We start from the raw sequence: 13,079 nt of genomic DNA on the forward strand, positions 1-13,079 counted from the left end.
TTTGTTAACTTTGTTTAACGAAACCAAAGATTTACCATGTATAAAAAACAGTTTGAAATTCGTTGGAGCGATGTTGATGCTAATGGCCATTTGGCTAACTCTGCTTACACCAATTTTATGAGTCATGCTAGGATGTCTTTTTTTAGTGAACAAGGCTTTTCTATGCCAGAAATTATGAAGCACAATATTGGACCTGTAGTATTCTATGAGCATATGTACTATTTTAAAGAGTCTTTTATTGGTACGCCAATTACAGTTACTATTGAAGTGTCTGGTTTGAGTGAGGATGGTATGCTTTTTATGTTTGAACATAATTTTTATAACCATAAAGGAGAGCATTTGGCTTATTGTGAAATGCAAGGAGCTTGGATAGACCTAAAAGCTAGAAAACTGACTGCTTTGCCGGACGAATTATTAAAGTTGGCACATACATTCCCAAAGTCTGAAAACTATAAAGTGCTTACCAAAGAAGACACCAGGAAGCATGGTGTGAGACCGAAACCACTTGAGATTTAAAGTGAATAATAATTCTAAAGGGTTATAATTGATATTAAGAGATTTCTACTTTCGCAGATGTTTATTTAAAAGGTTGATGCTGTTTGAATGTTTTTATCTTAACATTCTTTACAAAAGGCTTAAGAATTATATTTGGCAATGCGTACTTATGCCTGCAATAACAGGTTAAAGTCTTTGGTTGTGCGCCAAGTGTGCTCTTAATTTCAGAAGCTGTTCTGCCAAGATTTATTTGAGAAGATTTAGTTTCTATTCCTAAGCGAACATAATCATTTAAAATTCTAGGATAGATAGCATATTTTTTATTGATTGAATAGTCTATGCCAATAAAATGTGCATCAAGATGGTCACCATTTTGCATTGCAGATAAAAAGCCTACAAGCTTTCCTTCTAGAAAATAACCCTTAACAATAAATGATTCTTTGTAAGTGTTTTTTAGTTGAGTATAGGTGTTTAGGTTTAGTACTTGAGCATTAAAATCTGCATTATCTATTGTGTTTTGATATAAAGTTTGTAGCTCATCTAAGTACATTTTGATGTCCTCTTCACTAAAGAGCTTAGATTCTAAAACGTCACTTTTTGCATCAGCTCTATTAGCTTTTACTCTATATTTAGACTTTAAAGCAGCCGTGTAATCTTCAAAAGATATCCACGCAGCATCGAGATAAATAATCATGTTTGGCTCCACGTGCATCGAAGCATAACCAAAAGTCTTTAAATGATCTGTAATGTAGAGTGATTCATCTTCAAAATCTTTAAGAAAAATTGTGCTGAGACGTTTGCCGCGATAGAGTTTTTTTACAGCTCTTGCAATGGCTTTAAACGTTTCTACCTTTGGTTCCCCTTCCTTTAAAAATGTACCGTATTCGCCACTTAAAAACACATTACCACAAAATAATACTTTGATGTGGTTATTGCAAAATAGGTTGTTGACTATATTTCTTAATTTAAGAGACATAGCAATGTTTTTGGTAATGGTTTCTATACCTATCGTTACAATTTGAGTGTTAGCAAAGGCTACAGCTTCTCCATCTTTTAAAATAAAAATATAATTAAACTCAATATCCGTGTTGGCAAGTTCAAATGCCTTTAAAAACTTTGGTGAATAATAAAGATTGTTAGTGCAGTTTAAGCCTTCCCAGTACGATTTAGGAATGGAATCAACGGTTTTAAATATTTCAGAATTAAGAGACAAACTACTTTTTTTGCTTTCGTTTTACAGATACCAGATAAACACCAGTAAAAATAAGAACCATAGCGCCAATTTTTATAGCATCTATAAAATCCGCACCTACGGCTAGGGCAAAAAGTGCTGCTATAACAGGCTGAAGGTAAATAAAAGTCCCTACAGTTGAAGCTTTTAACTGACTAAGTGCGTATGGGTTTAATAGATAAGTACCAAAGGTTGCCCCAACAACAACAAAGATTACAGAGAATGTAATATATGGTGTAAATGAATGCCATTGTACTTCTACTAATTCACTGTAACCGAAAGGAATTAGCATAATTAAACCAATTGAAAAAGACCATTTTATAAATGTGACAGGATGATATTTTTCGGTTAGTTTTTTTATTAGAATTACGTATATACTGTAAGAAATGGCATTAATTAGGATAAGAAAATTTCCCAAAGGCACATTATCGCCTACTCTACCAGATTTTCCATAAATGGTTAAAACAAGTGCACCACATAGCGCAATGACGATACCTATAATTTTTTTTGAGGTTATTTTTTCTTTTAGAAAGTAGGAAGAAAGTATAAGGATAATCACCGGAATAATAGTCATTATGGAAGAGGCATGTATAGGTGATGTGTATTCTAAACCTTTAAAAAAGAATAAGAGATTTACTACCATACCAAACATGGCAGCCACTACAAATTTGATATAATCTTTCTTCTCAATTTTTTCTTTAGGAAAAAAGAAACTTATTAACCAAAATAGAACAGTTGCACCTATTACTCTTAACAGTACAAACCCAAATGGTTTAATAAAGCTTTCATTCATTACGGTTTTAGCAATAGTGTAGTTAAGACCGTATAAAAGCTGTACTGTAAACAATGCAACTAACGCATACTTTCTACTATCCATGTATTGCTTTTTTTGCCGCTTCAACTACTTTTTTAGAGTTGCCTATGTAAATGGTATTGTTATAAATAATAACAGGTCGTTTTAGGAAGGTGTAATGTTCTAAAATATATTTTTTATAATCCTCTTCTGTAAGAGATTTGTTCTTTAAATCTAATTCTTTATAAAGTCTCGCACGCTTACTAAAAAGACTTTCGTAACTGTCAGTTAAGCTACGCATTTCCTCAATCTGTTTTTCTGTAATAGCTTCGGTCTTTATATCTTGAAATTGAAAATCTTCAGGTAGATTAAGTTCGTTAATTATTCTTTTGCAAGTATCACAAGTGCTTAGATGATAGATTTTTTTCATTGCGTTTTGAGCTTGTATTTATAGCGTTGCAAAGAACGGACTTTTAAAACGATTATTTATAGAATGCTTACTCAACTTTTAGATAAGATTCAACCGTATCAAACGGAATAACAAACTCCGTGTAACCTTGGTGGTAAGAAGCAACTTCATACACATTATATAAGAATACTAACCCATCGTCACTAAAGCCAATATTTTCAGGTAACTGAAATGGTTTTCCAAAAAAGTAATCTTCTATTTGATTATTTTTTTTATCGTCATCAATAGATTTTAAAAAATGATCCTTCGCCAGTGCCTTAAAATCGTCTGAAATATTTACAATGTCACTAAGTTTGTAAACCTCACCTGTATTAGCATTAAGATTTAAAAATCTAATTTTATCATTTCCGTGAGCACCACCTTTAAACTCATAGGTGTTAATGGATAAAGTTATGATTTCTTCTGACTGATAAACCTTTTCGGTTTCTATGTGTAGTTCCCAAGCAGGATGAGATGCTTCTGGAAATTGCTTTTTAAAAGTTATAAATTCGGCATCAAAATCTTCTAATACAGATTCTAGGCTTGTTTTTTTTGTAACATCACTTAGTGTAGAAATTATAGTTTCTTTTATTTTGAAGTTTATAATCTTACTTACTTCACTTTTACCAATAGCCTCATCAATAGAAACAGAAATATCGGCTTCGTAGTGATTTTCATATGAATTGTTTTCAAAACTTATAGGCTTAGTTTCATTATTACATGAAAAAAATAAAGTTAAGCATAGAAATAAAAGCGAAATGTGGTTTTTGTTAATCATTCATTAAAGGTGTTGTAGTGCTTAATTAAAAACGAATTATAGATTAAATTTGTTATGCCTTAAAGAATCTTGTTTCAGTAAAGTTACCACGATTAAGATAAACCATTTAGAAATCATAATGAAATTTAACACAAAAACAATACATGGCGGTCAAAAGCACGATGCAGCTTATGGATCTGTAATGCCACCAATCTACCAGACCACTACATATGCTCAAACATCACCAGGTAATCATAAAGGCTATGAGTATTCTCGAACGCACAACCCAACAAGACATGCTTTAGAAAAATCTTTTGCTAGTTTAGAAAATGGAAACTACGGTTTGGCTTTTGGCTCTGGTTTAGCGGCTATCGACGCCATTTTAAAATTGTTAAAACCAGGTGACGAAGTAATTTCTACAAATGATTTATATGGTGGAACATACAGGCTTTTTACTAAAGTGTACGAAAATTTTGGAATTAAATTTCACTTCGTTGGAATGCTAAATGTAAATAATCTCGAAGATTACATAACTTCAAAAACCAAGCTTGTATGGGTAGAGACTCCAACAAACCCAATGATGAATATCATTGACATAAAAGCTGTTTCAGAAATTTCTAAAAAGTACAATCTGCTGTTGGCTGTAGATAATACTTTTGCAACACCGTATTTACAACAACCATTGGAGTTGGGCGCAGATATTGTAATGCACTCAGCTACAAAATATTTGGGAGGTCATAGCGATGTAGTAATGGGAGCGCTGGTAGTTAAGGACAAAGATTTAGCTAATCAACTTTACTTTATCCAAAATGCGAGTGGTGCAATTTGTGGGCCACAAGATGCTTTTTTGGTTTTAAGAGGTATAAAAACGTTACACGTTAGAATGCAGCGTCATTGTGAAAACGCTAGTGCTATTGCTGCGTTTTTAAAGAGCCATCCTAAAATTGAAAACGTCTACTGGCCAGGTTTTAAAAACCATCCAAATCATAATATAGCAAAATCTCAAATGAAAGATTTTGGAGGCATGGTGTCTTTTACTACCATTGGGAATAATTACAAGGAAGCTGTTAAAATAGTTGAAAACCTCAAAATATTCACCCTTGCAGAATCTCTAGGTGGAGTGGAGTCTTTAGCAGGTCATCCAGCAAGTATGACACATGCTAGTATACCTAAGAGCGAGCGCGAAAAAACAGGAATTGTAGATTCATTAATTAGGCTTAGTGTTGGTATAGAAAATAAAGCAGATCTTTTAGCAGATATAGACCAAGCAATAGGTTAACTATGTTATCTTAATCGAGATAGTAAATATAGCCAAAATTTAGCCAGAGATTCCAATCGTTTGCTTTGTTAGACGGTAATTTATGGTTTAAGCCATCAATAAAATCATTAAAATAGTACTGCCACCTTAACTCTACAAACAGATCGGATAATATGGTTAATTTGTAACGCGTGCCTAAACTAGCAACTACAGACCAAGTAGATCCAGACTCGGCACTAATAAAAGGATCACCGCCAGAAGCAGCATCCCAAAAACTGTAGAAATTATCGTTATTTAAAATGTTTCCATCGCCATAAGTAGTTTCAACATCTGGGTTAAAAGAAACAAAATGAGCACCAAGCGCAACAAAAGGGGCAAAAGAATAAGCTCCTGCAGAGAAGGCTCTTATACTTCTAGGAAAGTATTCTAATTGCATCCCAATATCCCAGTTTTGAGCCTCACCAGTATGCGCTCTTAGCTGATCTGCTTCTGTACTGGTTCTGGCATCATCGACCCACTTCCCAAAATGATCTAATGACGTTTTATTCCAAGAAATTTCGCTTCTTAATTTAAAATGATCGTTAAAATAGGTGTCAGTACTATAGCAATTACAATCTGCTCTATATGCAAAATTGATGTAGTGCACAATACCCAAGGCAATACCCGTATTACCAGCGTTGGTTTCAAAGTCTCTTCTCACACCAAAGTCAGATTGAAACGCAACCGCTCCAACAAATGCACCTATTTCATGAGAAAAACCCAATTGGGCAGAAGAAGTTTGAACTGTACATATCAATCCAAACAACACTATTAATTTTTTAATATGTTTTGCCATATAACACTTATGATTAAGCGGTCGCCGAACAAATATATAAAAACTCGACAAACTACAAAATAAAACGGATAAAATGCAAATTTCTTTTAGGGAGAAGAATTTTATTACAAAGTTTAAATATTTAAAAAATAATTGAGAATATAAAAAAAATAACCCCTTATTTTTAGAGATAACGTATCTTTGCACCTTGTAAATCACAATTTCTTAACAATTTTTTATATGAAAGATAAAATTGAAGCTTTTTTAGATCTTGTAAAAGAACGAAATGGGCACGAACCTGAGTTCCTGCAAGCGGTTCAAGAAGTAGCTGAAACGGTTATTCCTTACATTGCCAAGCACGAAATTTATAATGGTAAAAACATTCTCTTAAGGATGGTAGAGCCAGAAAGATTAATTTCATTTAGAGTGAGTTGGGTAGATGATTCTGGCGAAATCCAAGTGAATAGAGGTTATAGAGTACAAATGAACTCCGCAATTGGACCGTACAAAGGAGGCTTACGTTTTCACCCAACTGTAAATGCCAGTATTCTTAAGTTTTTAGCATTTGAGCAAGTATTTAAAAATAGTTTAACCACACTGCCAATGGGTGGTGGTAAAGGTGGATCTGATTTTGACCCAAAAGGAAAATCAGACAACGAAATTATGCGTTTTTGCCACGCTTTTATGACTGAGCTATATAGACATATTGGTCATAACACTGATGTTCCAGCAGGCGATATAGGTGTAGGAGCTAGAGAGATTGGTTTTATGTTTGGTATGTATAAGAAATTAAACAATACATTTACAGGTGTTTTAACAGGTAAAGGACAATCTTGGGGCGGATCTCTAATTAGACCAGAAGCAACAGGCTATGGTAATGTTTACTTTGCCGAAAATATGCTTAAAACAAAAGGTGATTCTTTTAAAGGAAAAAAAGTAGTTATTTCAGGTTCTGGTAACGTGGCTCAGTTTGCAGCAGAAAAAGCTATTGAGTTAGGCGCTACGGTACTTACACTTTCTGACTCTGGCGGATATATTTACGATGAAGAAGGAATCAATACAGAGAAGTTAAAATTTGTAATGGACCTTAAGAACAACAAACGCGGAAGAATTAGTGAGTATGTTGAGAAGTATCCAAATGCAAAGTATTTTGCAGGGGAAAGACCATGGGCTGTTAAATGTGATATTGCTCTGCCTTGTGCAACTCAGAACGAGCTTAACGGAGAAGAGGCTAAAGCATTGATTGACAATGGTTGTATTTGTGTTTCTGAAGGTGCTAATATGCCATCAACACCAGAAGCTATTCATGAGTTTAACAATGCAAAAATTTTATTCGCACCAGGTAAAGCATCTAATGCAGGTGGTGTAGCTACTTCTGGTTTAGAAATGAGTCAGAACTCACTACGCTTGAGCTGGACAAGAGAAGAAGTTGATGCCAGATTAAAAGATATTATGGAAGACATACACGACTCTTGTGTTGAGTATGGTAAGAATGACGATGGTACTGTAGACTATGTAAGAGGAGCCAATATAGCTGGTTTTGTTAAGGTTGCAGATGCAATGTTGGCACAAGGAGTTATTTAATTTTAAAATTATAAACGTAAAAAGCTTCCATTACAATGGAAGCTTTTTTTTGTTACATATTATATGATTAGTGACATATTATCGTTACTATTAAATATATTTGAGCAAACAATTGGTAATGCATAAAACTGTTTTTAGATTTTTATTCTTTTTTGGTTTATCACTAAATATAAGCGCACAAGATTTTTCAACATTATGGCAAGCACACTTTTCTTACAACAATATCGTAGATGTTGTTAGTGGTAATAATAAGATATATGCAGCAGCTCAAAATGCTGTTTTTGAGCACAATACCTTAACAGAGGAAATAAATACAATTACTACTGTAGAGGGCTTGTCTGGCGAGCAGATCACAACAATTCTTTATAGTGCACAGTTTCAATCTTTAGTCATAGGATACGAAACAGGTCTTATAGAAATTTATTCTGAAACTGATGACTCTGTGCTAACTGTGGTGGATATTTTAGAAAAGGAGAATATTACACCAGCCAATAAATCTATTAATCATTTTTATGAGCACGAAGGTTTAGTTTATATATCTACAGACTTTGGTATATCTGTTTATGATTTAGCAAGACTAGAGTTTGGCGATACTTACTTTTTAGGAAATGGAGGTTCTCAGATTAGAGTAAATCAAGTGACCGTACTAAACGATGAAATCTTTGCAGCATGCTCTAATGCAAATGGTCTTAAAAAGGCAGTTTTAAGTAACCCAAATCTCATAGATTTTGCGCAATGGCAAACAATCATTGGAGGTGATTTTGTAAATATTAATACGGTTGGTAATAAGGCTTATGCTGTTAGGGCAAATCGAGCTTTTTTTGAAATAACAAATACAAATTTCACACAATTATTTGTGTTGCCTTTAACGCCTACAGATACAGAAGTTAGTGAAGGTAATTTAGTCGTTTCAAATATCAATACCATTCAAGTTTATGATGAAAATGCGCAGCTCATTGAAAGTTATATATCTAGTGAAGATTATGATACACGTTTTACTTCTTCGGTATTACTAGACAATGAGGTTTATATTGGCACGGAAGATTTTGGGGTATTACAAACATCCTTTTCTGATGGATTTACCTATACAGAAGTAAAACCTAATGGCCCCTTATTTAACGAAATTTTTAGACTTAATGCAGAGTCAGGTGTTGTTTGGGCTAGTTTTGGTGATTATTCGGAGTCTTTTGATCCATCACCAATTAAATCTAGAGGCTTAAGTTACTATAGAGACGACGTCTGGGAAAATATACCTGTAGACAGTGTTTTGGGAGCCAGAAACCTATCAGAAATATCTGTAAACTCCTTTAATCCAAACCAAGTTTTTGTCAGTTCCTTTCAAGATGGAATTTTAGAGATAAATGATTTTCGGCCTACCATATTGTACAATCAAGATAATAGTGGGCTAGAGTCTTTGGTAGTGCCAAACGCACCTCAAGTGGTAAGTATAAGAGTCTCAGCCTCTACGTTTGATAGAAATGGTGTTCTTTGGAGTATGACTGCCAGAGCTCCTAATCCCTTAAAGGCGTATGATCCGATCTCTGGGAGTTGGCAGGGCTATGATTTTTCATCAATAATAGAAAACAGCTTGTTAGATGAATTTGGTTTTTTTGATATTGTAATTGATAATAATGGCACAAAATGGATTGGTGGTTACTCTAATGGTCTGTACGCATACAACGAAAACTTAGGTAACCCTCTAAAAAACATAACTTCCGAAGATCAAAACCTTCCGTTTCCAAGAGTAACAGCCTTGGCAATTGATAACCGTAACCAGCTTTGGGTTGGCACATTTTCTGGCCTACGGGTGTTATTTAATACATCTGGTTTTTTTGATGAGCCAAATCCTACACTGAGTTCAATTATTATTTTAGAAGATGGCATTGCACAAGAGCTACTTGAATCCCAGACAATTTCAGATATAGAGGTAGATGGTTCTAATAATAAATGGATAGGTACTGTAGACTCAGGTATATTCTATTTTTCACCAGATGGACAAAATACCATTTACCATTTTACAAAAGATAACTCGCCTTTACCATCTAACCGAATTACAGATATTTCTATAGATTCTAATAATGGCATAGTATATATTGCCACAGCCAAAGGAACGCTCTCCTTTAGAGCAGGTGGTTCTAAGCCAGAAGATACACTAGAAAATGCCTTTGTGTATCCTAACCCAGTAAGGCCAGAATATGATGTACTAGGGTTTAATGATCTAAATGATATTAACAAGGGTGTTAAAATTAGCGGACTTACAGAAAATGTTAATATAAAGATTACCGATGTAGAAGGTAATCTTGTTGCAGAAGCACAGTCTAATATAAACTTAAGGTCTTCTAATGCTAATTATAATTTTGCCATAGATGGTGGTACAGCAATATGGAATGGTAAAAATCTAGCAAATTCAATTGTTAGAACAGGAGTTTACCTTATTATGATATCTGATTTAGACTCATTTGAAACTAAAGTTTTAAAAGTCCTTATAGTAAGATAATATGCTTACAAAAAACCAAGGTATTGTTCTTTCAAAATTAAAGTATAGAGATAATGATCTTATCGTTAAATGCTACACCAAAGAGCGTGGAGTTGTGAGCTATATTTTAAGGGGAGCTCTAAAAGCTAAAAAAGGAAGTAATAAGACTATTTATTACCAAGCATTGTCTCAATTACAGTTTGAAGAAAACTTTAAAACCAATAGGGTACTTCAGGGTATTAACGAAGTTAAGTTCAGCTATATATACCATAGTGTCCACTCTAATATTTATAAGAGTTCTATAGCGCTATTTCTTTCAGAAATTCTAACAAATGCACTTAAGGAAGAAGAACGAAACGAATCACTTTTTAATTTTCTTGAAATTGCATTACAATATTTAGATACTACAGAACAATTCTCAAATTTTCACTTATTATTTTTATTGAAATTGACACGTTACCTGGGCTTTCAACCTGAAAATAAAAATATAGAGTTTCCGTATTTTAATTTAGAATCTGGAATATTCGAATCTTTTAACCACAATATTTATTCTATTTCAGGTGAAAATTTAACACTCCTAAAATTGTTATTGGGCATAAATTTTGATGCGCTAGATAGTATTAAAATTAATGCAAAACAAAGGAGAGAGTTTTTAAACATGTTATTGCATTATTTTGAATTACATTTGGACGGGTTTAAGAAACCAAAATCATTACAAGTGCTAAATGAAGTATTTCATTAAGCCAATTTTGTCGAAAAGAATTTAATGAAGATGCATATAAAACTAAAATGTAATAACATTTTTTGTATCCTTTTGTGCCTATTTTTTAACAGCACTTTTGCCCAAACAATAACAGTTTTAGACGAGGGAACAAACCAACCAATTTCTGGGGTTTCACTTTATAACTTAAAGAAAACAAAATACGAAGTTACCGACTTTGACGGAAATGCCGTGTTAGATAAGTTTAATGATAGAGAAATCATCTATTTTCAGAATCTCTTGTATAATAAATTACAAATAAGAAAGGTTGAAATCTCAAAAAACAACTATATCGTTTATTTAAAACCAAAAGTAGAAGGACTTAAGCAAATTGTAATTTCGGTTTCAAAATTTGAGCAAAGCAAAAGAGACATTCCGCAATCTATTGTTGCTATTAATGCTAAAGAAATAGCGCTTGCTAATCCACAAACTAGTGCAGATTTGTTAGATAATACAGGAAACGTTTTTATCCAAAAAAGCCAAATGGGTGGAGGTAGCCCAATGATTCGTGGTTTTTCTACAAATAGATTACTCATATCTGTAGATGGTGTTCGTATGAATAACGCTATTTTTAGAGGCGGTAATTTGCAAAACGTTATTTCAATAGATCCTTTATCGGTGCAGAATACCGAAGTAACTCTTGGGGCAGGGTCTGTTGTTTATGGTAGTGATGCCGTTGGTGGTGTAATGAGTTTCTACACAAAAAATCCACAATTGTCCTACAGAGAAGAATCTATAATTAGTGGTAGTGCATTGATGCGTTACGCTAGCGCTAATAATGAAAATACTACGCACTTAGATTTTAATCTTGGATACAAAAAGTGGGGATTTTTAACCAATATTAGTTATACCGACTTTGATGACTTAAGAATGGGAAGTCATGGACCAGACGCCTATCTAAGACCAGAATATGTTATTAGACAAAACGGTGAAGATGTGATTGTTGCAAACACCAACCCAAAGCTACAAAAACCAACAGGCTATAATCAAGTAAACCTTATGCAAAAAGTAAGGTTTGAGCCGCAAGATAATCTTAAGTTTAATTTAGGTTTGTTCTTCACTACAACGTCAGATTATCCAAGATACGACAGGTTACTGAGACCAAGAGGAGAGACGCTTCGCTCAGCAGAATGGGAGTATGGCCCACAGCAATGGTTTATGGGTAACTTACAAATTACTAAAACGAGCAGCAGTTCTAATATTTACGACAAAATACAAACTACAGTAGCTTTTCAAAATTTTAAAGAAAGCAGAAAAGACAGAGATTTTCAATCTGTTATTCGCGAAGTAAGAGAAGAGCGCGTAGATGTATTGTCTTTTAATTTGGATTTAGAGAAAAAATTAAGTCCTAAAACAACAATGTCCTATGGATTAGAATATTTATTTAATCGTGTAGGGTCTGAAGGGTTTGAAGAAAATATTGAAGCAAACACGAAAGTTCCAAATGTTACTCGGTATCCAGATGGCGCAACATGGCAATCTTTAGCAGCTTATACAAGTTTAAAATATAAGCCCAATTCTAAGTTTGTATTTCAGTCGGGTTTAAGATATAATCAAATAATTGCAAATGCAGATTTTACAGCTAATAACAACTTTTTAAATCTTCCTTTTCGCGAAGCAAATATAAATACAGGTGCTTTAACTGGTACAGCTGGCATAACATGGTCTCCTAGCACAATGATTCAGTGGAAATTAAATGCATCTACAGCATTTAGAGCCCCAAATATTGATGATATCGGAAAAGTGTTTGATTCAGAACCAGGCGCTGTTGTAGTGCCCAATAACAATTTAAGACCAGAGTATGCTTACAGTGGTGAGTTAGGTTTAAGGTTAAATTTTGGAAATAAGGTTGTATTAGATATGGCGACCTATTATACCTTTTTAGACAATGCGCTTATTCGAAGAGATTTTGACATTAATGGTGAAACAGAAATTATATACGATGGAGAACTAAGCACAGTACAAGCTATACAGAATGCCTCTAGAGCATGGATCTATGGGTTTGAAGTTGGTGGTGAGATTAACTTTTCTAAAACATTAAAATTGCGTTCCCAGTATAATATAATAGGAGGAACCGAAGATGATAATGGTGTAGAAGTTCCGGTAAGGCACGTAGCTCCAAATTTTGGAAGAACACATCTTGTGTATAAAAAAGATAATTTGCTCTTTGATGCCTTTTTGGTCTATAATGGCGAGTTATCATTCTATCAGCTAGCACCCTCTGAATTATCTAAAGATTATCTATACGCCCAAGATGATAATGGTAATCCTTATGCACCATCATGGTACACTTTAAACTTTAGAACCCAGTACAAGTATAAAGATAAATTAACACTAACGGCAAGCTTAGAAAATATTACAGATCAACGCTATAGACCTTACTCTTCTGGTATTTCGGCAGCAGGTAGAAATTTAATTTTAGCACTTAGTTATGCTTTTTAACCATCTGCTTTTAATTCGGTT

The 13,079-nt window shown here is 33.7% G+C and carries 11 protein-coding genes; 6 read left to right on the forward strand and 5 right to left on the reverse strand.

Translation table 11 applies throughout. The features are described from left to right. Positions 1-36 precede the first annotated feature (36 nt). Positions 37-516, forward strand: coding sequence for an acyl-CoA thioesterase (locus BWZ20_RS10000; protein ID WP_076619587.1), 480 nt, complete (start codon positions 37-39; stop codon positions 514-516). Positions 517-577: 61 nt separating this feature from the next. On the opposite strand, the gene BWZ20_RS10005 is transcribed toward BWZ20_RS10000, so the two are convergent. From BWZ20_RS10005 to BWZ20_RS10020, 4 genes are all read right to left on the reverse strand, one after another. After that, complete coding sequence (locus BWZ20_RS10005) at positions 578-1,708, reverse strand: hypothetical protein (RefSeq protein ID WP_076619589.1); 1,131 nt, start codon at positions 1,706-1,708, stop codon at positions 578-580. 1 nt (position 1,709) lies between these two features. Then, positions 1,710-2,603, reverse strand: coding sequence for a DMT family transporter (locus tag BWZ20_RS10010; protein WP_076619591.1), 894 nt, complete (start codon positions 2,601-2,603; stop codon positions 1,710-1,712). Then, the gene (locus BWZ20_RS10015) at positions 2,596-2,949 is read right to left on the reverse strand and encodes an arsenate reductase family protein (protein ID WP_076619592.1); all 354 of its coding nucleotides are present in this window, start codon (positions 2,947-2,949) and stop codon (positions 2,596-2,598) included. Before BWZ20_RS10015 ends, BWZ20_RS10010 begins: the two co-directional genes overlap by 8 nt. 67 nt (positions 2,950-3,016) lie before the next feature. Then, positions 3,017-3,745 (reverse strand): DUF3298 and DUF4163 domain-containing protein, encoded by a 729-nt coding sequence (locus BWZ20_RS10020; protein WP_076619594.1) that lies wholly within the window; start codon positions 3,743-3,745, stop codon positions 3,017-3,019. A gap of 118 nt (positions 3,746-3,863) precedes the next feature. On the opposite strand from BWZ20_RS10020, the gene BWZ20_RS10025 reads away from it, so the two are divergent. Continuing rightward, entirely contained in the window at positions 3,864-5,003 is a 1,140-nt protein-coding gene (locus BWZ20_RS10025; protein ID WP_076619596.1) for a cystathionine gamma-synthase, read from the forward strand. A 10-nt stretch (positions 5,004-5,013) separates the two neighbouring features. On the opposite strand, the gene BWZ20_RS10030 is transcribed toward BWZ20_RS10025, so the two are convergent. Beyond that, positions 5,014-5,817, reverse strand: a complete 804-nt coding sequence (locus BWZ20_RS10030) for a THC0290_0291 family protein (protein WP_076619598.1) — start codon at positions 5,815-5,817, stop codon at positions 5,014-5,016. A 219-nt stretch (positions 5,818-6,036) separates the two neighbouring features. Here BWZ20_RS10030 and gdhA point away from each other — a divergent pair, with 219 nt between their 5' ends. From gdhA to BWZ20_RS10050, 4 genes are all read left to right on the forward strand, one after another. Further along, positions 6,037-7,380, forward strand: a complete 1,344-nt coding sequence (gene gdhA, locus BWZ20_RS10035) for an NADP-specific glutamate dehydrogenase (RefSeq protein WP_076619600.1) — start codon at positions 6,037-6,039, stop codon at positions 7,378-7,380. A 118-nt stretch (positions 7,381-7,498) separates the two neighbouring features. Then, positions 7,499-9,877, forward strand: a complete 2,379-nt coding sequence (locus BWZ20_RS10040) for a two-component regulator propeller domain-containing protein (RefSeq protein WP_076619602.1) — start codon at positions 7,499-7,501, stop codon at positions 9,875-9,877. Position 9,878: 1 nt separating this feature from the next. Continuing rightward, positions 9,879-10,598: a DNA repair protein RecO gene (recO, locus tag BWZ20_RS10045; protein ID WP_076619604.1), complete on the forward strand. Its 720-nt coding sequence runs from the start codon at positions 9,879-9,881 to the stop codon at positions 10,596-10,598. Positions 10,599-10,622: 24 nt separating this feature from the next. Then, complete coding sequence (locus BWZ20_RS10050) at positions 10,623-13,058, forward strand: TonB-dependent receptor (protein ID WP_076619605.1); 2,436 nt, start codon at positions 10,623-10,625, stop codon at positions 13,056-13,058. The last annotated feature ends 21 nt before the right edge of the window (positions 13,059-13,079 follow it).

This window comes from Winogradskyella sp. J14-2 (assembly GCF_001971725.1).
GTDB lineage: Bacteria > Bacteroidota > Bacteroidia > Flavobacteriales > Flavobacteriaceae > Winogradskyella.

What these genes read in the sequence shown, in the direction of transcription:
- BWZ20_RS10040 (WP_076619602.1), top strand. Translation starts at nt 7,499, where the DNA reads ATGCATAAAACTGTTTTTAGATTTTTATTCTTTTTTGGTTTATCACTA.
- recO (WP_076619604.1), top strand. Translation starts at nt 9,879, where the DNA reads ATGCTTACAAAAAACCAAGGTATTGTTCTTTCAAAATTAAAGTATAGA.
- BWZ20_RS10025 (WP_076619596.1), top strand. Translation starts at nt 3,864, where the DNA reads ATGAAATTTAACACAAAAACAATACATGGCGGTCAAAAGCACGATGCA.
- BWZ20_RS10020 (WP_076619594.1), bottom strand. Translation starts at nt 3,745, where the DNA reads ATGATTAACAAAAACCACATTTCGCTTTTATTTCTATGCTTAACTTTA.
- BWZ20_RS10030 (WP_076619598.1), bottom strand. Translation starts at nt 5,817, where the DNA reads ATGGCAAAACATATTAAAAAATTAATAGTGTTGTTTGGATTGATATGT.
- BWZ20_RS10010 (WP_076619591.1), bottom strand. Translation starts at nt 2,603, where the DNA reads ATGGATAGTAGAAAGTATGCGTTAGTTGCATTGTTTACAGTACAGCTT.
- gdhA (WP_076619600.1), top strand. Translation starts at nt 6,037, where the DNA reads ATGAAAGATAAAATTGAAGCTTTTTTAGATCTTGTAAAAGAACGAAAT.
- BWZ20_RS10015 (WP_076619592.1), bottom strand. Translation starts at nt 2,949, where the DNA reads ATGAAAAAAATCTATCATCTAAGCACTTGTGATACTTGCAAAAGAATA.
- BWZ20_RS10050 (WP_076619605.1), top strand. Translation starts at nt 10,623, where the DNA reads ATGAAGATGCATATAAAACTAAAATGTAATAACATTTTTTGTATCCTT.
- BWZ20_RS10000 (WP_076619587.1), top strand. Translation starts at nt 37, where the DNA reads ATGTATAAAAAACAGTTTGAAATTCGTTGGAGCGATGTTGATGCTAAT.